This is a genomic window from Caulobacter sp. BE264, assembly GCF_031457805.1.
In the GTDB taxonomy this organism is placed as follows: domain Bacteria; phylum Pseudomonadota; class Alphaproteobacteria; order Caulobacterales; family Caulobacteraceae; genus Caulobacter.
Window position 1 is genome coordinate 186,102 of sequence record NZ_JAVDXI010000003.1, and the last position, 19,091, is coordinate 205,192.

Consider the following 19,091-nt stretch of genomic DNA (forward strand, 5'->3'; position numbering starts at 1 on the left):
GGGCGCGGTCTAGACCTGTAGCGGCCCGGCCTCAAGCCCCCTTTCCCGTTTCGCTGCACTGCGGCAAAGTCGACTTAACAACGATAAGCAGCGCCAGGGGCGAGGGGCACGATGAGCAAGACCGATCCCGGAAACTATTTCGAGGATTTCCGACTGGGCCAAAGGCTGGTTCACGCCACGCCGCGCACGGTCACGGCGGGCGACGTCGCGCTCTACACCGCGCTCTATGGTCCCCGGTTCTCGCTGTTTTCGTCCGACGCCTTCGCCCAGGCCTGCGGCCTTATGTCCGCCCCCGTCGACCCGCTGATCGCGTTCCACGTGGTGTTTGGGAAGACCGTGCCCGACATCAGTCTGAACGCCGTGGCCAATCTGGGCTACGCCGAGGGCCGCTTCCTGGCGCCGGTCTTCCCGGGCGACACTCTCAGCGCCGTCTCGGACGTCATCGGGCTGAAGGAGAACTCCAACCGCAAGACCGGGGTCGTCTATGTGCGCACCACCGGCATGAACCAGCGCGGCGAGGCGGTGCTGAGCTATGTGCGCTGGGTGATGGTGCGCAAGCGCGACGCCGAGGCCGAGATCGCCGAGCAGGTGGTTCCGTCCCTGGCCGGCGCCGTCGCGGCGGCGGATCTGGCGCTGCCGGCGGGCCTGGACTTTTCGGGCTATGACTGGTCGCTCGCCGGCGCACCGCACGCCTTCGAGGACTATGAGATCGGCGAGAAGATCGACCACGTCGACGGCATGGCCGTGGAAGAGGCGGAACATCAGATGGCCACGCGTCTGTGGCAGAACACCGCCAAGGTTCACTTCAACCAGTTCGAACGCGCCAAGGACCCGTCCGGCAAGCGCCTCGTCTATGGCGGCGTGGTGATCTCGACGGCCAAGGCGCTGTCGTTCAACGGCTTGCAGAACGCAGGCCTGATCCTGGCCATCAACGGTGGGCGGCACGTGGCGCCGTTCTTCGCCGGCGGCACGGTGTTCGCCTGGAGCCAGGTGCTGGACAAGGCCGATCTTGGGGCCGCCGGCGCCCTGCGCCTTCGCCTCGTAGCCACCAAGGATCGTCCTTGCGACGACTTCCCAGACAAGGACGCCGAGGGCGTCTACAACCCGGCCGTGATCCTGGACTTCGATTATTGGGCGGCGGTTCCCAAGCGTGGCTGAGTTCCAGCTCGATCCCGCCTTCGTGGCGACCTCGCATCGCGTCGGCGACCTGCCGCTGTGCGAGGTCCGGCTACAGGACGACGCCCGCTACCCCTGGCTGGTGCTGATCCCCCGCCGGCCGGGCCTGCGGGAGCTGGAGGACCTGAGTCCGACCGATCGCGCGCTGCTCCTGGAAGAGACCATCTGTGCTGGAGCTGCTGTCCGGGCCGTGGGGGCGACGCTGGGGTTCGCCGTCGAGAAGCTGAACGTCGGCGCCTTGGGCAATGTCACCGCTCAGCTCCATGTCCACGTCGTCGGGCGACGGGGCGACGACCCTGCATGGCCAGGCCCGGTTTGGGGCCATAGCGCTGCGCTGGCCTACGGCGCGGCGATCCGCGAGGCGGCGATCGCTGCGGCGCGCGAAGCCTTGGCCCGCTAACGCTTCTTTTTCGCGCTCTTGGCGGCCGTCGCCTTGCCTTTGCCCTTGCGGGCGGCGGTGGCCTTAGACTTGCCCTTCTTGCCCGCCGAGGCCTTGGTCTTCTTGACCGCAGCGGCGCACTTGGCCTTGGCGGCCTTCAGCGCCTTGCCCTTCTTGCCCTTGGTCGAGCAGACGGCCTTGGCGGCCGGCGCCGGACGGCTGGCGGCGACGCGCGGCGGCCAGACATAGGGGCCGCGCCCCTGCGCCTCGTATCCCGGCGGCGCCTCGGGCAGGATCCGTTCGGCCCGCACTGCGATGGGGGCCCCGTTCTCGTAGAGTTCGCCTGACCAGACCTCGTAACCCACGCGACGCAAGGTCAGCACGGCGGATTCGCCGCCGCGCGGACTGAAGCGGGCGATGATCTGATCGCCGTCCTGCCGGAGGTCGTCGATCAGACCCGTCGAGCCGACCGAGCCGGGCCGGCGCACATCCCGCCAGGCGCCTTCGAGCTCGCTCGCGCCGCCGACTTTGTCGACGATCTGCAGAGCCAAGAGGTGCGCGCCATCGGCGCTGGTGACCTTCCAGCTTCCGTCGAGCGGACCTTGCAGATTCTGCGCCGCCGCCACGGAGCCCTTGACCCTGAGCTCATAGATCTGGGCGGTCGTCAGGTAGGCGCCGGGCGTGGTCGGGGCTTCCGACTCGGGCGGTGGAATCGGCAGAATCCGGCCGCGACGGCGCGGGGCCGGCGCCGCAGCCGTTTCAGCCGCCTCTTCATCGAGGGTCTGGGCGCTCTGGGCGATCAGGTCGGCCAGCGGGTCCAGGGCCTCTGGGACTTGGGCGGGATCGACGCCGGGCGGCGTGGTCTGCGGCGCCGTGCTCGCCGGCGCTTCCGGTCCCGGCGCAGCCGGAGGGGCGGGCTGAGCGCTGGGCGGCGCGCTCTGCGTCCCGAAGGTCGGTACATAGTCCGAGAGCGGAGGCATCGCCGGTGTCTGCTGCTGCGCCAGCGCTGGGCTGGCGACCAGGACGACGGAGAGAACGATAGCCCGCATAGAAACCTTCAACCGCCGCCTGACCTTGGGTCGCCTAACCGTGGGCCGACCGTCCCGAAATGGCCTCCGCCACCGCGACAAGACGCTCTGCCTGCGCCAGATGCAAGCGCTCGGCCATCTTTCCATCGACTCGCAGAGCGCCTTTGCCAGCATTTTCGGGCGCGTTGAAGGCCGCGATCACCGCATGGCTCCACGCGACGTCCTCTGGCGACGGTGAGAAGACGCGGTTGCAGATTTCCAGATGCTTGGGATGGATCAGCGTCTTTCCGTCGAAGCCGAAATCGACGCCCTGAACACAGACCGCCTCGAGAGCCGCTAGATCCTCGATGTCATTGTGCACGCCGTCCAGAATCGTCAGCCCGTGGGCCCGCGCGGCGGCGACCGACAGGGTCAGCAGCGGCAGGAAGGGCGCGCGATCCGGGGTCTGGCGGGCGCGCATCTCCTTGGCGAAGTCGTTGACGCCCATCACCCAGGCCGACAGACGCGTGCCATGGCGAGCCTCGGCGATCTCCCACAGGTGGAAGGCCGCCTTCCCCGTCTCGATCATGGTCCAGAGGCGCGTGCTGGGCGGCGCGGCCGTCAGGTGCTGGTCATAGAGGCGCACGTCGGCCGCGTCATTGACCTTGGGCACGAGCACCGCGTCCGGTCCCGCCTCGGCGGCGGCGGCCAGGTCTTCCGCGCCCCAGGGCGTATCGATCCCATTGACCCGGATGACCACTTCGCGGGGTCCAAATCCGCCCGCCTTCACCGCCGCCACGGCCGCTTCGCGCGCGGCGGGCTTCATTTCGGGGGCGACGGCGTCTTCCAGGTCCAGGATGATGACGTCGGCGTCCAGAGTGCGGGCCTTCTCGACCGCCTTGGCGTTGGAGGCGGGCATATAGAGGGCGCTGCGGCGCGGACGGTTGGCTTGGGCGGTGGTCATTGGAACTCCCCTGCGGTCTTTTCTGCTTTGCGGCGACCTTAGCATTGCTGCGACGCAGCAAAAGCCTTCCTGGCGCAAATCATCGCCACGGGGAGACGTCTTGCCGCTCGCCGGTCTGGAGCGCAGGATCGCGCCATGACCATCACCCGCTATGACAAAGACGCCAGGAACGTGCTCGGCCAGGCGCTGGCGCCGTGCTCATTCAACCCCGTCACTGGCTTCTATCGCAATGGCTGTTGCGAGACGGGCCCGCACGATCTGGGCCTGCACACGGTCTGCGCGGTGATGACCAGCGACTTCCTGGCGTTCTCGAAGGCCCAGGGCAACGATCTCTCGACGCCCCGTCCGGACCTCGCCTTCCCGGGGCTGAAGCCGGGCGATCGCTGGTGCCTGTGCGCCGGTCGGTGGAAAGAGGCCCTGGATGCCGGCGTTGCGCCCCAGGTGGTGCTCGAGGCCACGCATGAGGAGATGCTGGCGGTGGTTCCGCTGGGTGTCCTCAAGGACCACGCTGCAGCCTGATCAGGCTTCCAGCGGGTACTCGCGTTCCAGTCGATAGGTCGAGCCCTCGTGCGTCCGCCAGCTGGAATAGAGCCCGAAGCGATCGACCCTGAATGCCGGCGCGCGTAGCAGGTTGTTAGCCTGCAGCCAGGCGCCGACCTCGGGAACCGAAGGCCGCTTCAGATAGGCCAGGGTCACGTGCGGGGTATAGAGACGGCTCTCAGGCTTCAGACCTGCGGTCCGCGCCGCCCGCTCGTGGCCCTTCTGCAGCTGGCGAAGGGGCGCGCTCTCGTCGACCCCGGCCCAGACGGCATGAATATCAGCGCCCTCGCCGAAGTGACCTGCGCCGGCCAGCGTCAGGTCGAACGGCGCGGCGGCGATCTCCGCCAACGCCTCGTCGAGATCGGCGGCGACGTCCTCGGCCACGTCGCCGACGAAGCGCAGGGTGATGTGAAACGCCTCCAGCGGCCGCCAGCGCGCGCCCTCGATCCCGTGTTGGCGCGCGAGCAGGCCCTCGCCGATTTCAGGCGGGATCGCGATGGCGGTGAAGAGGCGGATCATCGACGCGCTACGGGCACGGATTGGGGTGACGCAGGTGGATGGCGTCGACCGCCTTCTCCAGCTCGTCGGTCCAAGCCAGGTCGAAGGCGTCGATATTGGTCTTCAGCTGTTCCATCGAGGTGGCGCCGATGATGGTGGCGGTGACGAACGGGCGCGCGTCGCAGAACTTCAGCGCCAGCTGGGCCGGATCCAGGCCGTGCGCACGGGCCAGATCGACATAACTGCGGAACGCCTCCAGCGCGCCGGGGCCCTCATAGCGCTGCATCCGGTCATAGAGCGCCTTGCGCGAGCCCGGCGGGAGCGCGCCGTCCAGATACTTGCCCGTCAACTGGCCCTGGGCCAGGGGCGAATAGGCCAGGAGCCCGACCTGCTCGCGCATGGCGATCTCGGCCAGACCGTATTCGAAGGTGCGGTTGGCCAGGTGATAGGCGTTCTGGATCGAGGCGATGCGGGGCAGGCCGCGCGTATCGCTCTCCGACAGGAAGCGCATCACGCCCCAGGGGAACTCGTTCGAGACCCCGACGTGGCGGATATTGCCCTTCTTCACGTGCGCGTCCAGCGCCTGCAGGATGTCGCCGAAGCGCTCGAATTCGAGGCTGTAGTCCTTGTAGGTCTGGCCGCCGAACACCCGCACCCGACGGTCGGGCCAGTGCAGCTGGTAGAGATCCAGATAGTCGGTCCCGAGCCGCCGCAACGAGCCCTCGACCGCCTCGTCGATCTGGGTCTTGGTCTGGCGCGTCACCGCACCGTCCTTGCGCAGCCAGGGCAGGCCGCCGAAGGCCGCACCTTGGCCGGCGACCTTGGAGGCCAGCACGATCTCGGACCGCTTGCCGGTCTTGCGCAACCACGAGCCGATATAGGTCTCGGTCAGGCCTTGCGTCTCGGGATTGGGCGGGCTGGCGTAGAGTTCCGCCGTATCCCAGAAGTTCACGCCCCGGCTCAGCGCATAGTCCATCTGCTCGTGGGCCTCGGCCTCGGAGTTCTGGGAGCCCCAGGTCATGGTTCCCAGACAACAACGCGACACCATCACGTCCGTCCGGCCAAGCTTGGCGTATTCCATCGGGAGATGCCTCTTTTTCGCAGGATGAGCGTTGTAGGAGGGTCCGCGGGCGCGTCGCAAGACGCACGCTAGGAGAGGCGGGGTCGCAGCGCTTTCGCGAACGCATACCATGAACGCATAGGGTGGGGGATTGCGTCCCGGCGCGCGACACACGATATTCGAGACGCGTCCATGGTGGACGCCTAGCTCAAGGGCTTATTCGATGAACGACTTCAACCGCGGCTATGCGCGCTCGATCCCGGCGGATCGCGCCGACATGTCGGTTGACGCCGGCCTGCGCAAATTCATGCTCGGCGTCTACAACAAGGTGGCGCTGGGTCTGGTGGTTTCAGGCGCTCTCGCCTACGCCACCTCGTCCGTCCCCGCGGTCCGCGACCTGCTGTTCGTGGTGCAGGGCGGCCGTCTCGCCGGCGTGACCCCGCTCTACATGGTGGTGGCCTTCGCGCCGCTGGTGCTGATGCTGGTCGCGGGCTTCGCGATGCGTAACCCCAAGCCCCAGACGGCCGGCGCGCTGTACTGGACCATCGTCTCGCTGATCGGCGCGTCGCTGGGCGCGGTGATGCTGCGCTATACGGGCGAATCGGTCGCCGCGACCTTCTTCGTGACCGCCACGGCTTTTGGTGGCCTCAGCCTGTTTGGCTACACCACCAAGAAGGACCTGACCGGCTTCGGCAGCTTCCTGATGATGGGGGTGATCGGCCTGATCGTCGCTTCGATCGTCAGCATCTTCCTGAAGAGCCCGGCGCTGCTGTTCGCGATCAACGTTCTGGGCGTGTTCATCTTCTCGGGCCTGATCGCCTATGACACCCAGCGCCTGAAGATGACCTACTACGAATTGGGCGGCGACCGCGCCTCGATGGCGGTGGCGACTAACTTCGGCGCGCTGAGCCTCTACATCAACTTCATCAACCTGTTCCAATTCCTGCTGTCGTTCCTGGGCGGCAATCGCGAATAGGTTGGAGAACCTCATCGCCTGGCGATGACGGAAGCCCCGGCGGACCTCCGCCGGGGCTTTTCCTTTGGAGCGCCAGCCAAACGGCTCAGTCGATGACCGAGAACCTGCCCTTCTCGAAGACGCGCAGGACCTGGGCCAGTTCATGGCCCCGCTTCAGGATCTGCCCGCCTTGCCCATAGACGGCCCAGGCCCCCTGCCTGCGCGCCAGGGCCGGGCGTTTTTCCACACGGTAGAGCGGCGCTTCGGCCGCATGGCGGAAGATGGAGAACACAGCGCTCTCGGACAGGCCCGCGATGCCGTAGTCGCGCCACTCTCCGGCCGCCACCATGCGACCGTACAGCCGCATGAGCTGGTCGAGCTCACGCCGCTCGAAGAAAACGACGCCGCTGACCGGCGCGGATGAAGACTCCAGAGCCATGGTCGGAATCTAGCGCCAAATCGACGGATTGAAACCATCCGTGTCGCGACGGTCACGCCCGCCGGGAATGCTACGCACCCGTCACGGTGCGCCCCGATATGACCTTAATTCGGTCCTTCGTCCGCCCGTTTGCGAGGCGATAAAGCTCATGTCGGCTGATCGGACACCCTGTGGTCCAGGATCCTGAACAGCCCCCCCAGCCCCCCAGATCATGGGCCGGTCAGCCGACAAACCTATATCCCCTCCCCCGAAATGAGCCCGCGCGGACACCCCCCACCGCGCGGGCTTTTTCGCGCGTCGCTCACGGCCAGCGCCGCAGGAGGGTCACACCGCGCCGTGAAACGACCTTGTTTTGGTCGATCCCCCGCCCGGTTAGGCCGCAATAACAGAAGCGTCGAAGACGACCGGACCGGGTTCCTGACCAGCCCCCAGCCCTCCCGGTCACCAACGGTCGTCTTCGGCTGACAAAAGGACCCGCGCGGCTCGTCCCCTCCAGCCGCGCGGGTTTTCCTTGTCCGGCTTTCCGAATCAGCGCTCGGCGCGCTTGGCCTCGCCCGCGCTCTGCAGGACGCCCAGGATGCGTCCGCCCTTGGCGCCCTGAAGCAGCACGACCGTCACGAGGTCGTCGTCGTTGGCGGCGGGCAGGCGATAGAGCTTCGGCTTTCCGGCCCAGGGACCCAGCCTCACCAGTTCACGGACGACATTCCGGTGAACCAGGGTCTGCCCCTTGTTGTCGCCGCGCTTGATGGCGATGTCCTGCTCGCGCGGATCGTAGCGGACCAGCCAGACCTCGCCGCCGCCACGCGGGGCCGGACCCGAGCCCACCGCGACGCGGGCCTTGCCGATGAACTGCATGTCCGGCGGGTTCAGGCGCGCGCGGGCCGCCGCCTTCACCAGGTCCTCGACCGCCTCGGCCTTGGTCCCGGAGGCCTGAACGCGGCCGGCCACCACCATCTGCGGCGTGGGCACGTCGCGAAGGGCGAACTTCTTGGCGTAGGCGCGCTGGCGGTCAGCGAAGACGGGTTTGGCGAAGGTGTCCTTCCAGCCCAGATAATCCCAGTAGTCGACCGCATAGGTCAGGGCCAGGACCCCGTCCTGCTTGGCCAGATCGGCGGCGACCTGATTGGCCTTGCCGCACGACGAGCAGCCTTGGGCCGTGAAGAGCTCCACCACCACGGGCGGCTTTTGCGCCCACGCGACACCCCCCCATGACAGGGTGGCGACGACGCCGGACAAAACCAGGCTGAACAGGGAAGGGGCGGCCTTACGCATTGAGCGCACTTAAGCCAAGAACGCCCCTCTTAGCCGTTCACGAGGCCGTGAATAGCGGTGTCATGTGGGGAGAAAGCGCACCGACATCGTTGTCAATTCGCCTCACAAACGAAAACGGCCGGCCCCGCGAGGGACCGGCCGTCTTTTCGAGTCGCTGGAACGTGCGGCTTAGTCGGCCTTGGCCAGATTGCGCAGCACGTAGTTCAGCACGCCGCCGTTCTTGAAGTACTCAAGTTCGGTCGGCGTATCGATACGGCAACGGACCGGGAAGCGAGCGATGCGGCCGTCGGTCGGGCGATAGAGCTCGACGATCAGCTGCTTGCGCGGCGCCAGGTCGGTGAGGCCACGGATCGAGACGATCTCCTCGCCGGTCAGCTCCAGCTTCTGCCAGCCGTCCTGGACGAACTGCAGCGGCAGCACGCCCATGCCGACGAGGTTCGAACGGTGGATACGCTCGAAGCTTTCGCAGATCACCGCGCGGACGCCCAGGAGCTTGGTGCCCTTGGCGGCCCAGTCACGCGACGAGCCGGTGCCGTATTCCTTGCCGCCGAAGACGACCGCCGGGCGGCCTTCTTCCTGGTACTTCATGGCGGCGTCGTAGATCGACATCACTTCGCCGGTCGGGAAGTGCTTGGTCACGCCGCCTTCGATGTCGGGCGTGATCTTGTTGCGGATCCGGATGTTGGCGAACGTGCCGCGCATCATCACCTGGTGGTTGCCGCGGCGGGCGCCGTAGCCGTTGAAGTCCACCGGCTGGACGCCGTTGTCGATCAGGAACTTGCCGGCCGGGCTGGACGCCTTGATCGAACCGGCCGGGCTGATGTGGTCGGTGGTGATCGAGTCACCGAACACGGCCAGGATCCGGGCTTCGACGATGTCGGTCACCGGGGCCGGCGTCATCGACATGTTGGGGAAGTACGGCGGGTTCTGGACGTAGGTCGAGTCGGCTTCCCAGGCGTAGGTCTGGCCGCCGGTGACGTTGATGCCCTGCCAGTTCTTGTCGCCCTTGAAGACATCGCCGTAACGGCTGGCGAACATCTTCTCGTTGATGGCCTTGCGCTGCAGGGTGGCGATGTCCTCGTTCGAAGGCCAGATGTCCTTCAGGAAGACGTCATTGCCCTTCTTGTCCTTGCCGATCGGCTGGGTGGCCAGGTCGATCTTCAGGGTGCCCGCCAGGGCGTAGGCCACCACCAGCGGCGGCGAGGCCAGGTAGTTGGCGCGGACGTCCGGGTTCACGCGGCCTTCGAAGTTGCGGTTGCCCGAGAGCACCGAGCAGGCGACCAGGTCGTTGTCGTTGATCGTCTTGCTGATGGCTTCCGGCAGCGGGCCCGAGTTGCCGATGCAGGTGGTGCAGCCGTAGCCGACCAGGTTGAAGCCCAGGGCGTCGAGGTGCTTGGTCAGGCCGGCCTTGGCCAGATAGTCGGTGACGACCTGCGAGCCGGGGGCCAGCGAGGTCTTGACCCACGGCTTGGCCTTCAGGCCCTTGGCGACCGCGTTCTTGGCCAGGAGGCCGGCGGCGATCAGCACCGAGGGGTTGGAGGTGTTGGTGCACGAGGTGATGGCCGCGATGACCACGTCGCCGTGACCAACGTCGAAGTCCTCGCCTTCGACCGGGGCGCGGAAGTCAGGCTGCTCGGCCTTGCCGAACTCGCCGACCAGCGACTCCTGGAACTTGTACGAGGCCTCGGCCAGCAGGACGCGGTCCTGCGGACGCTTGGGGCCGGCCAGCGACGGCTGCACGGTCGACAGGTCCAGCTCCAGAGTGTCGGTGAAGGTCGGCTCGGCGACGCCGGGCTCCCACCACAGGCCCTGCTCCTTGGCGTAGGCTTCCACGAGCGCGACGCGATCGGCGGTGCGGCCGGTGCCCTTCAGATAGGCGATGGTGGCGGCCGAGATCGGGAAGAAGCCGCAGGTGGCGCCGTATTCGGGAGCCATGTTGGCGATCGTCGCCTGGTCTTCCAGGGTCAGGTTGGCCAGGGCGTCGCCATAGAATTCGACGAACTTGCCGACCACGCCCTTCTTGCGCAGCATCTGGGTGACGGTGAGCACCAGATCGGTGGCCGTCGCGCCTTCCGGCATAGCGCCGGTCAGCTTGAAGCCGATGACTTCCGGGATCAGCATCGGGATCGGCTGGCCCAGCATCGCGGCCTCGGCCTCGATGCCGCCCACGCCCCAGCCCAGAACGGCCAGGCCGTTGACCATGGTGGTGTGGCTGTCGGTGCCGACGACGGTGTCCGGATAGGCGACCTGCTCGCCGTCGACCTCGTTGGTCCACACGGTCTGGGCCAGGTATTCGAGGTTCACCTGGTGGCAGATGCCGGTGCCGGGCGGCACGACGCGGAAGTTGTTGAAGGCCGACGAGCCCCAGCGCAGGAAGCGGTAGCGCTCGATGTTGCGCTCGTACTCGCGCTTGACGTTGGCGTCATAGGCCTTGGCGTCGCCGAAGTTGTCGACCATCACCGAGTGGTCGATCACGAGGTCGACCGGGTTCAGCGGGTTGATCTTGGCCGGGTTGGCGCCCAGGGCGACCATGGCGTCGCGCATGGCGGCCAGGTCGACGACGGCCGGAACGCCGGTGAAGTCCTGCATCAGCACGCGCGCGGGGCGGAAGCTGATCTCGTGCTCGACTGAGCCCTTGTTGTTGAGCCAGGCGGCGACCGCCTTCAGGTCGTCTTCATTGACCGAGACGCCGTCCTCGTTACGCAGGAGGTTCTCGAGCAGCACCTTCATCGAGACCGGCAGCGAGGAAACGTCGGCAAGACCGGCTTCCTCGGCGGCGCGAAGGCTGTAATAGACGTAAGACTGTTTGCCGACCTTGAGCTCGCGGCGGGCTTTGAGGCTGTCCACAGACGCCATATTCAAGGATCCTTCTCTGTCCACGGCCGCCCGAAAACCACTCCCGGAATCACGCGCAGATCGGAAGGGACACACAGGTTCCGCCTCCGCGCCGCGTACCACCCTGAACGACTGGAGGGGGGCGACCGGCCGCTTCTTAGCGCCGCCGTCGACCAACGTCCATGTTACGCGCGGGGTCTTGGCGTGTTGAGAGCTGTTCTCATTAAGGATCTCGCGATTTCGCGCGGCGAGCGAACGCTGTTTTCCAAGCTGGATCTGACACTTCGCACCGGCGAGGCCGCGACGCTGGTGGGACGAAATGGCGCGGGCAAGACCAGCCTGCTGCGCGCCGTCGCCGGCCTTTTGCGGCCGGCCGCCGGTTCGATCGGCTTCGAGGACGCCAACGGCGCCGTCGAAGCTGACACGGCGCACGCCGAACACCTGCACATGCTGGGCCACCAAGACGGCCTGAAGTCCAGCCGCACAGCCTGGGAGGAGCTGCGGTTCCAGACCCTGTGGACCGGCGGAACCGAAGAGAGCGCCCGCGCCGCCGCCCAGCGATTCGATCTGCGCCGCTTGCTGGACCTGGAGGTCCGCCGCCTGTCGGCCGGCCAGCGCCGACGCCTCGCCCTCGCGCGCCTCGCGGCCAGCCCCCGGTCGCTCTGGCTTCTGGATGAGCCGATGGCCCCCCTGGACGCCGGACAGCGCGCGGCGTTTGGCGCGGTCATGGCCGAGCATATCGCCGGCGGCGGCATGATCCTGGCCTCGGTCCACGACCCCCTGCCGATCCCGGCGCGCAGCGTGGAGATCGGCGCATGAAGGGTTTCGGCGTCCTTTTGCGGCGCGAGCTGGCTCTGGCCTGGGGCAAAGGCGGCGGACCGCTGCTGGCCCTGACCTTCTACGCCTGCGTCGTCGTGCTGCTGCCGATGGCGTCAGGCCGCGCGCCTGAGCGTCTGGCCGCGATCGCCCCGGGCATCGCCTGGCTGGCCCTGGCGCTCGCGGCGCTGTTGTCGCTGGAGCGCCTGTTCGAGCGCGACTACGAGGACGGCGCGCTCGATCTGCTCGCCATGGGCCCTGCGCCGCTCGAGGCCGTGGCGGTGGCCAAGTGCCTGGCCCAGTGGCTGGCGACAGGCGCGCCGCTGGCGCTGGCCGCCCCCATCGCCGCGCTGATGCTGGGCGCAGACCCCAAGGTCATGCCGCTGCTGGTGCTCTGCGCCCTGGCCGGGGGGCTGGCCTTCGCCTTCCTCGGCGGCCTCGGCGCGGCCCTGGCCTTGGGCAGCAAGCGCGGCGGCCTGCTGGTGGCGGTGATCGTGCTGCCGCTGTTCGCCCCGCCGGTGATCTTCGGCGCCGGCGCCCTGGACGGTTATGCGGCGGGCCTGCCCTGGACCGGCGGCCTGCTGTTCCTGCTGGCTTATAGCGTCGGCGCCGTGGCGCTGACCCCGCTGGCCATGGGCGCGGCCTGCCGGAGCGCCTTGGATTGAGCCGATAGACTGTCATCCCGGCCAAGCGCAAAGCGCGCGGAGCCGGGACCACCGGAAACTCAGAGCCTGCCGCGGTCCCGGCTCTCCGCTACGCTGCGGCCGGGATGACAGCCTTTTACGGCGTCGGCGCGACGGTGGCCTGGAGGTCTCCGGGCTTGGCCTGACGCTCGCCCAGCACCACCGCGAAGCTGCCGCCGATGATCAGGAGGCCGCCGGCGAACAGGGCGGCGGTCAGGTGGTCGCCGAACAGCAAGACCCCGCAGGCCGCGCCCATCAACGGCTCGATATTGATGAACACCCCCGCGCTGGCCGCTCCGACCTGGGCGGCGCCGTATTGCCAGGCGGCGGTCGCTAGAAGCGTGGCCAGAACGCCTTGGGCGATGATCGCGGTCCAGGCGGGCGCACTGAGCGCCAGCTTGGGCGGACCGTGCATGACCAGGGCGATCGGCAGCACCACCAGCGCAGCGACAATGATCGACACCGCCGGAATGGCCATCGGGTTGGGCGCGGGCGGGGCGCGACGCAGCACCAGCAGCCAGGTCAGGAATAGGAACAACGCCGCAATGGACAGCGCTACGCCCAGCGGCGAGCTGGCCCCGTCAGGCTTTCCGGCGATCAGCGCCGCGCCCAGGGTCGCGGCGGCCACGCCGGCCCAGGACAGGCGCGAGACCTTCTCGCCCAGCACCCGGGCGCTGACGGCGATCAGCGCCGGCATGGCGCCGACCAGAAGCGCCGCGACGGTGACGCTGACATGGGCCAGACCCTCGAACTGGACCATGAACGCCACACCGTACAGCGCCCCGGCCAGCAGCACGATCGGCGAGCGGAACAGCGCCCGGACCTCTGGCCGGCGAAGGGCGAACGGCGCGGCGGCCAGGGCGGCCACCAGGAACCGCAACAGCACCATGTGGGCCGCGTCGGTCTCGCGCAGGATCAGTTTTCCGGTGGGAAACCCGAGACCCCAGCTGATCCCGGCGAGGGCCAGCGCGACAAAGGCGAGCGACTTCATGCGGACTCCGGCCCCAAAGACAAGGCCGGGCGATGGCACGGCGCGCAGAACTTTTCTAGGGGAGCATGCGCCAGGATCTGTCAGCTGGCGGGGCCACGGCGCCGAACAGCGTTACCCATCCTGGGCAAACCTGTAGAATTGTTCATGAACGCGGACATTTTCGCGCCATAAGCCGGTGGCCAAGCTTCAGCTTCAAGTTACGACAGGGAGCTCACAACCATGCGTAAGACAACGCTTCAGCTGGCCTTCGCCGGCGCCGCCATCTCCACCCTCATCGCCGGCGCGGCGCTCGCGCAGGTCCCGGCGCCGCCCGCACCGCCGGCGCCGCCACCGCCGCCCGAAGCGCCCATGCCGCCCATGCCGCCCATGCCAATGGAGGGCATGATGGCCATGGCCGGTCCGGGCATGGACATCATGATGATGCGCCACGGCCGCTCGGCCGATCCGGAAAAGCGCGCCCAGCGGCTTCGCGACGTCCTGCAGCTGCGTCCCGACCAGGACGGCGCGCTGAAGGCCTTCGTCGCGGCGACCACGCCGAAGATCGAGATCAAGCGCGAGGTCGTCAAAAGGGAAAAGGGCGAAAAGGCCGACGGCGACAAGATGGAATGGACCGAGCGCGCGCCGATGACGACGCTGGAGCGTCTCGACCGCATGACCAAGGCCGCCGACGCCATGAAGCAGCGGGCCGAGGCGACGCGCGCCTTCTACACCGCCCTGACCCCGAGCCAGCAGAAGACCTTCGACGTGCTGGGCATGGGCGAGGACGGCATGGCCGGCGGCGAGCACGTCTTCGTGCGGCGCTTCGACACCAAGGGCCCCGCCATGTTCAAGGGCGGCGACCGCAAGGTGATCATCCAGCGCAAGGTCGGCTGACCTTCCGCTCTGCGGCGGAAGCGGCGCGAGAATTTGCGCCGCTTCCCCTCCGTAGCGATACGGCCATTGCCCGCGCGCGCCGGCCGCACTAAGCAGCCTTCATGGACGCCCGCCACACGTTCGATTTCCTGACCAACCCCGAGCGGTTCATGGCCTTCTCGCGCTGGGCCGCGCCGCTGCTGGGCGTGTTGTCCGTCCTGGCCGGCCTTGTGGGACTGGCGCTGACCTTCATGGTCCCGGAGGACTACCAGCAGGGCGATACGGTGCGGATGATGTTCATCCACATCCCGGCCGCGTCCCTGTCGATGTTCATCTATCTGTGCCTGGGGATCGCCAGCCTGTTGTCGCTGGTGTTCCGTCATGTCCTCGCCGACCTGGCGGCCCAGGCCTGCGCGCCGATCGGGGCGGTCTATACGGTCCTGGCCCTGATCACCGGATCGCTGTGGGGCCGCCCGATGTGGGGAACCTTCTGGGTCTGGGACGCCCGCCTGACCTCGGTGCTGGTCCTGTTGCTGTTCTATCTCGGCTACATGGCCCTGCGCGGCGCGTTGGAAGATGAACAGAAGGCTGCGCGCTCGGCCGCCATCCTCGCCCTGGTCGGGGTGATCAACCTGCCGGTCGTCAAGTTTTCGGTCGACTGGTGGAACACCCTGCATCAAGGCTCCTCGACCTTCTTCGCCGACAAGGGCGATCACCTGCCGGCGATCTACGCCTGGCCGGCGGCCTTCATGGCCCTGGCCTATCTCGGCGGCTTCGGCGCGCTCTGGCTGGTGCGCATCCGGGCGCTGGTCTGGCGGCGCAAGGCGCGGAGCCTTTCCATGAAGCTGGCGGAGGGCGCGCGATGAGCTTCGACTTCGACGCCGGCAAGTACGCGATCTATATGTGGCCCGCCTTCGCCGTGTCGGCGGTGGCGTTCGCCTGGCTGATCGGCGACAGCCTGGCCATGGCCCGCCGCTGGCGCCGCGAAGCCGAGCGCCTGCAAGCCGAGCTGGACGAGACGCGCCCGTGAAACGGTGGCTCGCCTTTTCTCCGCTGATCGTGCTGGCGGCCCTGGCGGTGCTGTTCGCCGGCTATGCGCTGAAGCGCGACCCGCGCGTCCAGCCCCAGGCGCTGGTGGGCAAGCCCATGCCCGCCATGACCCTGCCCGACCTGGACACCGGACGCGAGGCCGCCCTGCGCGCGCCCGGCGACGGACCCATCCTGGTGAACTTCTTCGCCTCCTGGTGCGCCCCGTGCGAGGTCGAGCACCCACAGCTGATGGCTCTGAAAGCCCAGGGCGTGACGGTGGTCGGGATCGCCTACAAGGACGCGCCCGCCAACACCCAGGCCTTCCTGACCCGCCTGGGCGACCCGTTCGTCGCCAAGCGGATCGATCGCGACGGTCGCGCCGGACTCGAGTTCGGCGTCACCGGCGTGCCGGAGACCTATCTCGTCGGATCCGACGGCGTGATCATCGCCAAACACACCGGCCCTCTGACGCCCGACGCGGCCGAAAACCTGCTGAAGCAGGCGAAGTAGCCGCTACCGGACGCAGGTCTTGGGCGAGGCCGCCTCGCGACGCAGCGCCCCCATCATCGCCTTGGCTTCGGCGTTCGAGATCAATCGCAGGGGCGCGCGCCCCTCGCCCAGTTGGTAGTCGCAGTCGAGCAGCTTGAACGGCGGCTTCTCATCCGTCGGATGACGTTCGATCAGCATCCGGTCGCTCGACGCCCAGACCGACGTCACCTCGGTGATCAGCGTCTTGCGATCCGGCGTCCGCACCCAGGTCTCCCCCTTGCCGCCGACCGACACCTGATAGCCGTTCGCCAACACCTGGTGGCTAGGCAGCATCGAACGGACCATCGCGGCGATGAACACCGCCACCGCGCCAAGCACGATGAGGAAGATGATCTTCTGCCGGTTCATGGGGACTCCCGCCGTTCCGCGTCGCGCGAGGTGCGCTCTCAGGTCGCGGAGCTAGCGCGTTAACCAGGCGTTGACCATACTCGCCGACGCTCCATTAACCATGTTAGTCTGCGAGTCATGAGCACCGTCCGCCCCGCCGGTTGGCCGACCGCCCCGTCGAACACGACCTCGACCCCCGCTTCGGGTCAGGGCGCGTCGACGCGCGCGGCCTTCTTCCAGGCGGCCTTGGGCGACGCCGCGCCGACCCGTCCGGTGGCCGCGCCCTCGACGGTGCAGATGCAGACCATGGCCCAGCCCCAGCAGCGCCAGGCCCCGCCAAAGCCTTTCGTGCAGCCGGACGCCCAACCCACGCGAATCCTGCGGCCAGGCTCGCTGCTGAACATCGTGGTCTGAGCCCTCAGGCGGCCTTCTTGGCGGCCTTGTCCTTCTTGGGCTTCTTGTCCTTCTTCACCTTCTCGGCCTTCGGCGCCTTGACCTTCTTGGCCTTGGGCTCGGCTTCGGCCGGATGCAGCTCGGCGCCCGCCATGTCGGCCAGAAGGTCGAGGAAGCCGTCGCGCTTGCCAGGCTTGAGCAGGGCGAGAATGCGGGCGTCGGCCATGGCCACCATGGGGCGGATGGCTTCCAGCGCCTCGCGGCCGGCGGCGGTCAGGCGCACGCTGTTGGCGCGGGCGTCCTCGCTGGAGCGCTGGCGCTCCAGGTGGCCCTTGGTGATCATGCGGGCGACCATGTCGGCCAGGGTCGAGCGGTCGATGCCGGTGGCGCGCACCAGGGCCGTCTGGGTGACACCTTCGTTCTCGGCCACGGCGGCCAGCACCGCGAACTGGCGCTGGGTCACTCCGGCGTTCCCACATTCTTCCGCGTAGATGTCGAGCGCCAGCTGCAGCACGCGATGCAGCAAGTGACTGGGCGAGCGCTCCAGAAGCCCCGCGCCCTGCTTGTCGCCCTTGCCCTTGGCCATTGCCGCAGCCCCCTGCTCGCGCGGCAATCCTCGGCCGCCAGACAAAGACTAGCAGCCGAACACGTCGGTTTGACGACAACGGTCCGTGGACGGTTGAAAGTTAGAAGCCTGCGTCCGGGGGTTCGGCCGCCTGGGGATTATCGCCCTTGGCCATGTGCTTCATCATGAACGGCAGCTGCGTGGCGACAAAGACGAGGGCCACCGGCAGCAGAGCCAGACGGAACTTGACCCAGGTGTCGGTGTCCTGGGTGTTGCGCACCACCTCATTGACGATCGCGACCAGCGCGAAATAGGCGCCATAGCGCAGCGTGAGGGTGCGCCAGGCGACGTCGGGCAGATGCAACGCCTCGCCCATGATGACCTTCAGCGGCTGTCGCCCCAGCAGCACGCCGCCGACCAGAAAGGTCGCGAGCGCCAGGTTGATCACTGTCACCTTGATCTTCACGAACACGTCGGAATGGAAGATCAGGCCCAGCGTCCCGAAAATCAGCGCCATGCCGCCAAAGAACAGCGGCAGCACCGCTAGCCGCCGCTCCACCGCATAGCCGATCGCCAGCGCGGCGGCCGAGGCCGCGACCAGGACCCAGGTCGCCTTCTGAAAATCCTTGGTCACGAAATAGGCGACGCCAAACGCGATCGCCGCGCCGTAGTCGACGACCGTCCGCACCCAGCCGTTATTAGGCTTCTTGGGCCCCTGATCGTCCTTTGGCGAAGCTTCGCTCACGGATTAGTCCTTCAGGCCGACGAGCGAACGCGAGAACGCCCGGGCGTCAAACGGTTGCAGATCCTCGACGCCCTCGCCGACGCCGATCAGCTTGATCGGGCTGTCGGAGGCCCGCGCCACAGGCACCAGCACCCCGCCGCGCGCAGTGCCATCCAGCTTGGTCATGACAATGCCCGAAACCCCGACCTGGCCGCCGAAAATCTTTTCCTGCGCCAGGGCGTTGCGGCCGACGGTGGCGTCCAGCACCAGCAGCGTCTCGTGCGGATAGTCGGGATCGACCTTCTTGACGACCCGGATGACCTTCAAAAGCTCGTCCATCAGGCCCTGCTTGTTCTGCAGACGGCCGGCGGTGTCGATCAGCACGACGTCGTAGTGCTCGGCCTTGGCGCGCTCGACGGCCTCATAGGCCAGGGCGGCTGCGTCCGAGCCGGTGGGCTTGGACATGAAGTCGGCCCCGGCGCGATCGGCCCAGACCTTCAACTGCTCGACGGCTGCGGCGCGGAACGTATCGCCGGCGGCGATCAGAACGCGCGCGCCCTTTTCGGTCAGGTCGGCGGCGATCTTGCCCAGGGTGGTGGTCTTGCCCGAGCCGTTGACGCCGATGAACAGCACGACATAGGGGCGCGGTCCGTTCAGCGGATCAAAGTCCCCCTGGCGATCGGCCAGCTCGGCGGCGATCAGCTCGGCCAGCGCCTCCTTGACCTCCTCGTCGGTCGACGACTTGCCAAAGCGCGCCTTGCCGAAGGCCTCGGTGATGCGCGCGGCGATCTGCGGGCCAAGGTCGGCCTCGATCAGCATCTCCTCGAGGGCGTCCAACTGCTCCTGGTCCAGGGGCTTCTTGGTGAAGACCCCGGTGACCTGCTCGGTCATCGCCTGGGAAGACCGGGTCAGGCCAGACGTCAGGCGCTGGAACCAGCCTTTTTTCTGCTCGGGCTTATCGCTCATCCGCGCCCCTTTAGTCGAACGGGCGAAAGTGTAAATCGGGATTTAACGGTCGATGGTTAGCGCCGCGCGCG

The 19,091-nt window shown here is 67.7% G+C and carries 23 protein-coding genes; 11 read left to right on the top strand and 12 right to left on the bottom strand.

Annotated elements, in window-relative coordinates; translation table 11 throughout:
• Positions 1-111: 111 nt before the first annotated feature.
• Positions 112-1,158 carry a MaoC family dehydratase gene (locus J2X45_RS09150; protein ID WP_310213929.1) on the top strand — a complete coding sequence of 349 codons (1,047 nt, stop codon included), beginning with the start codon at positions 112-114 and terminating at the stop codon, positions 1,156-1,158.
• The gene (locus J2X45_RS09155) at positions 1,151-1,576 is read left to right on the top strand and encodes an HIT domain-containing protein (RefSeq protein WP_310213930.1); all 426 of its coding nucleotides are present in this window, start codon (positions 1,151-1,153) and stop codon (positions 1,574-1,576) included. The genes J2X45_RS09150 and J2X45_RS09155 overlap by 8 nt, the downstream gene beginning before the upstream one ends.
• On the opposite strand, the gene J2X45_RS09160 is transcribed toward J2X45_RS09155, so the two are convergent.
• Both J2X45_RS09160 and J2X45_RS09165 read right to left on the bottom strand, forming a co-directional pair.
• Entirely contained in the window at positions 1,573-2,757 is a 1,185-nt protein-coding gene (locus J2X45_RS09160) for a hypothetical protein (RefSeq protein WP_310213931.1), read from the bottom strand. The two genes, J2X45_RS09155 and J2X45_RS09160, sit on opposite strands and share 4 nt — an antisense overlap.
• The gene (locus J2X45_RS09165) at positions 2,639-3,526 is read right to left on the bottom strand and encodes a CoA ester lyase (protein WP_310213932.1); all 888 of its coding nucleotides are present in this window, start codon (positions 3,524-3,526) and stop codon (positions 2,639-2,641) included. The genes J2X45_RS09160 and J2X45_RS09165 overlap by 119 nt, the downstream gene beginning before the upstream one ends.
• Before the next feature lie 135 nt (positions 3,527-3,661).
• Here J2X45_RS09165 and J2X45_RS09170 point away from each other — a divergent pair, with 135 nt between their 5' ends.
• On the top strand, positions 3,662-4,045 hold the full coding sequence (locus J2X45_RS09170) for a DUF2237 family protein (protein ID WP_310213934.1): 384 nt from the start codon (positions 3,662-3,664) through the stop codon (positions 4,043-4,045).
• Here the strand turns inward: J2X45_RS09170 and thpR are convergent, their stop codons facing one another.
• Entirely contained in the window at positions 4,046-4,585 is a 540-nt protein-coding gene (gene thpR, locus J2X45_RS09175; RefSeq protein WP_310213936.1) for an RNA 2',3'-cyclic phosphodiesterase, read from the bottom strand.
• 7 nt (positions 4,586-4,592) lie between these two features.
• Positions 4,593-5,645, bottom strand: a complete 1,053-nt coding sequence (locus J2X45_RS09180; protein ID WP_310213938.1) for an aldo/keto reductase — start codon at positions 5,643-5,645, stop codon at positions 4,593-4,595.
• A gap of 202 nt (positions 5,646-5,847) precedes the next feature.
• On the opposite strand from J2X45_RS09180, the gene J2X45_RS09185 reads away from it, so the two are divergent.
• Positions 5,848-6,600: a Bax inhibitor-1/YccA family protein gene (locus J2X45_RS09185; RefSeq protein ID WP_310213939.1), complete on the top strand. Its 753-nt coding sequence runs from the start codon at positions 5,848-5,850 to the stop codon at positions 6,598-6,600.
• 85 nt (positions 6,601-6,685) lie between these two features.
• Here J2X45_RS09185 and J2X45_RS09190 read toward each other — a convergent pair whose 3' ends face one another.
• The 3 genes from J2X45_RS09190 to acnA all read right to left on the bottom strand — a co-directional run bounded on the left by J2X45_RS09190 (position 6,686) and on the right by acnA (position 11,146).
• Positions 6,686-7,018: a DUF2794 domain-containing protein gene (locus J2X45_RS09190; RefSeq protein ID WP_310213940.1), complete on the bottom strand. Its 333-nt coding sequence runs from the start codon at positions 7,016-7,018 to the stop codon at positions 6,686-6,688.
• A 528-nt stretch (positions 7,019-7,546) separates the two neighbouring features.
• A complete protein-coding gene (locus tag J2X45_RS09195; RefSeq protein WP_310213942.1) occupies positions 7,547-8,290 on the bottom strand; it encodes a thioredoxin family protein in 744 nt (247 codons plus the stop codon).
• 168 nt (positions 8,291-8,458) lie between these two features.
• On the bottom strand, positions 8,459-11,146 hold the full coding sequence (gene acnA, locus J2X45_RS09200; protein ID WP_310213943.1) for an aconitate hydratase AcnA: 2,688 nt from the start codon (positions 11,144-11,146) through the stop codon (positions 8,459-8,461).
• A 183-nt stretch (positions 11,147-11,329) separates the two neighbouring features.
• On the opposite strand from acnA, the gene ccmA reads away from it, so the two are divergent.
• The gene (gene ccmA, locus J2X45_RS09205) at positions 11,330-11,944 is read left to right on the top strand and encodes a heme ABC exporter ATP-binding protein CcmA (protein ID WP_310213944.1); all 615 of its coding nucleotides are present in this window, start codon (positions 11,330-11,332) and stop codon (positions 11,942-11,944) included.
• Positions 11,941-12,606 (top strand): heme exporter protein CcmB, encoded by a 666-nt coding sequence (gene ccmB, locus J2X45_RS09210; protein WP_310213946.1) that lies wholly within the window; start codon positions 11,941-11,943, stop codon positions 12,604-12,606. Before ccmA ends, ccmB begins: the two co-directional genes overlap by 4 nt.
• A 115-nt stretch (positions 12,607-12,721) precedes the next feature.
• Here ccmB and J2X45_RS09215 read toward each other — a convergent pair whose 3' ends face one another.
• Positions 12,722-13,615, bottom strand: a complete 894-nt coding sequence (locus J2X45_RS09215) for a DMT family transporter (protein WP_310213949.1) — start codon at positions 13,613-13,615, stop codon at positions 12,722-12,724.
• Between the two features lie 219 nt (positions 13,616-13,834).
• On the opposite strand from J2X45_RS09215, the gene J2X45_RS09220 reads away from it, so the two are divergent.
• From J2X45_RS09220 to J2X45_RS09235, 4 genes are all read left to right on the top strand, one after another.
• Entirely contained in the window at positions 13,835-14,488 is a 654-nt protein-coding gene (locus tag J2X45_RS09220) for a Spy/CpxP family protein refolding chaperone (protein WP_310213951.1), read from the top strand.
• A 101-nt stretch (positions 14,489-14,589) separates the two neighbouring features.
• Positions 14,590-15,333, top strand: coding sequence for a heme ABC transporter permease (locus tag J2X45_RS09225; RefSeq protein ID WP_310213953.1), 744 nt, complete (start codon positions 14,590-14,592; stop codon positions 15,331-15,333).
• The gene (gene ccmD / locus J2X45_RS09230) at positions 15,330-15,497 is read left to right on the top strand and encodes a heme exporter protein CcmD (RefSeq protein WP_310213955.1); all 168 of its coding nucleotides are present in this window, start codon (positions 15,330-15,332) and stop codon (positions 15,495-15,497) included. The genes J2X45_RS09225 and ccmD overlap by 4 nt, the downstream gene beginning before the upstream one ends.
• A complete protein-coding gene (locus tag J2X45_RS09235) occupies positions 15,494-16,006 on the top strand; it encodes a DsbE family thiol:disulfide interchange protein (RefSeq protein WP_310213956.1) in 513 nt (170 codons plus the stop codon). Before ccmD ends, J2X45_RS09235 begins: the two co-directional genes overlap by 4 nt.
• A gap of 3 nt (positions 16,007-16,009) precedes the next feature.
• On the opposite strand, the gene J2X45_RS09240 is transcribed toward J2X45_RS09235, so the two are convergent.
• On the bottom strand, positions 16,010-16,393 hold the full coding sequence (locus J2X45_RS09240; RefSeq protein WP_310213958.1) for a hypothetical protein: 384 nt from the start codon (positions 16,391-16,393) through the stop codon (positions 16,010-16,012).
• A 117-nt stretch (positions 16,394-16,510) separates the two neighbouring features.
• Between J2X45_RS09240 and J2X45_RS09245 the strand changes: the two genes are divergently transcribed.
• Positions 16,511-16,786: a hypothetical protein gene (locus J2X45_RS09245; RefSeq protein WP_310213959.1), complete on the top strand. Its 276-nt coding sequence runs from the start codon at positions 16,511-16,513 to the stop codon at positions 16,784-16,786.
• A 4-nt stretch (positions 16,787-16,790) separates the two neighbouring features.
• Here J2X45_RS09245 and J2X45_RS09250 read toward each other — a convergent pair whose 3' ends face one another.
• From J2X45_RS09250 to ftsY, 3 genes are all read right to left on the bottom strand, one after another.
• Positions 16,791-17,351 (bottom strand): MarR family winged helix-turn-helix transcriptional regulator, encoded by a 561-nt coding sequence (locus J2X45_RS09250; RefSeq protein ID WP_310213961.1) that lies wholly within the window; start codon positions 17,349-17,351, stop codon positions 16,791-16,793.
• Between the two features lie 100 nt (positions 17,352-17,451).
• Entirely contained in the window at positions 17,452-18,075 is a 624-nt protein-coding gene (locus tag J2X45_RS09255; protein WP_310213963.1) for an inner membrane-spanning protein YciB, read from the bottom strand.
• Positions 18,076-18,078: 3 nt separating this feature from the next.
• Positions 18,079-19,020, bottom strand: a complete 942-nt coding sequence (gene ftsY / locus J2X45_RS09260) for a signal recognition particle-docking protein FtsY (RefSeq protein ID WP_310213965.1) — start codon at positions 19,018-19,020, stop codon at positions 18,079-18,081.
• Positions 19,021-19,091: the final 71 nt, after the last annotated feature.

Excerpts from the sequence above, each read along its gene's own strand:
- J2X45_RS09190 (WP_310213940.1), bottom strand. The coding sequence starts at position 7,018 with ATGGCTCTGGAGTCTTCATCCGCGCCGGTCAGCGGCGTCGTTTTCTTC.
- J2X45_RS09165 (WP_310213932.1), bottom strand. The coding sequence starts at position 3,526 with ATGACCACCGCCCAAGCCAACCGTCCGCGCCGCAGCGCCCTCTATATG.
- ftsY (WP_310213965.1), bottom strand. The coding sequence starts at position 19,020 with ATGAGCGATAAGCCCGAGCAGAAAAAAGGCTGGTTCCAGCGCCTGACG.
- J2X45_RS09250 (WP_310213961.1), bottom strand. The coding sequence starts at position 17,351 with ATGGCCAAGGGCAAGGGCGACAAGCAGGGCGCGGGGCTTCTGGAGCGC.
- J2X45_RS09245 (WP_310213959.1), top strand. The coding sequence starts at position 16,511 with ATGAGCACCGTCCGCCCCGCCGGTTGGCCGACCGCCCCGTCGAACACG.
- J2X45_RS09240 (WP_310213958.1), bottom strand. The coding sequence starts at position 16,393 with ATGAACCGGCAGAAGATCATCTTCCTCATCGTGCTTGGCGCGGTGGCG.
- J2X45_RS09180 (WP_310213938.1), bottom strand. The coding sequence starts at position 5,645 with ATGGAATACGCCAAGCTTGGCCGGACGGACGTGATGGTGTCGCGTTGT.
- J2X45_RS09150 (WP_310213929.1), top strand. The coding sequence starts at position 112 with ATGAGCAAGACCGATCCCGGAAACTATTTCGAGGATTTCCGACTGGGC.
- thpR (WP_310213936.1), bottom strand. The coding sequence starts at position 4,585 with ATGATCCGCCTCTTCACCGCCATCGCGATCCCGCCTGAAATCGGCGAG.
- J2X45_RS09195 (WP_310213942.1), bottom strand. The coding sequence starts at position 8,290 with ATGCGTAAGGCCGCCCCTTCCCTGTTCAGCCTGGTTTTGTCCGGCGTC.
- ccmB (WP_310213946.1), top strand. The coding sequence starts at position 11,941 with ATGAAGGGTTTCGGCGTCCTTTTGCGGCGCGAGCTGGCTCTGGCCTGG.
- J2X45_RS09170 (WP_310213934.1), top strand. The coding sequence starts at position 3,662 with ATGACCATCACCCGCTATGACAAAGACGCCAGGAACGTGCTCGGCCAG.
- J2X45_RS09215 (WP_310213949.1), bottom strand. The coding sequence starts at position 13,615 with ATGAAGTCGCTCGCCTTTGTCGCGCTGGCCCTCGCCGGGATCAGCTGG.
- acnA (WP_310213943.1), bottom strand. The coding sequence starts at position 11,146 with ATGGCGTCTGTGGACAGCCTCAAAGCCCGCCGCGAGCTCAAGGTCGGC.
- J2X45_RS09220 (WP_310213951.1), top strand. The coding sequence starts at position 13,835 with ATGCGTAAGACAACGCTTCAGCTGGCCTTCGCCGGCGCCGCCATCTCC.
- J2X45_RS09160 (WP_310213931.1), bottom strand. The coding sequence starts at position 2,757 with ATGCTGGCAAAGGCGCTCTGCGAGTCGATGGAAAGATGGCCGAGCGCT.
- J2X45_RS09225 (WP_310213953.1), top strand. The coding sequence starts at position 14,590 with ATGGACGCCCGCCACACGTTCGATTTCCTGACCAACCCCGAGCGGTTC.
- ccmD (WP_310213955.1), top strand. The coding sequence starts at position 15,330 with ATGAGCTTCGACTTCGACGCCGGCAAGTACGCGATCTATATGTGGCCC.
- J2X45_RS09185 (WP_310213939.1), top strand. The coding sequence starts at position 5,848 with ATGAACGACTTCAACCGCGGCTATGCGCGCTCGATCCCGGCGGATCGC.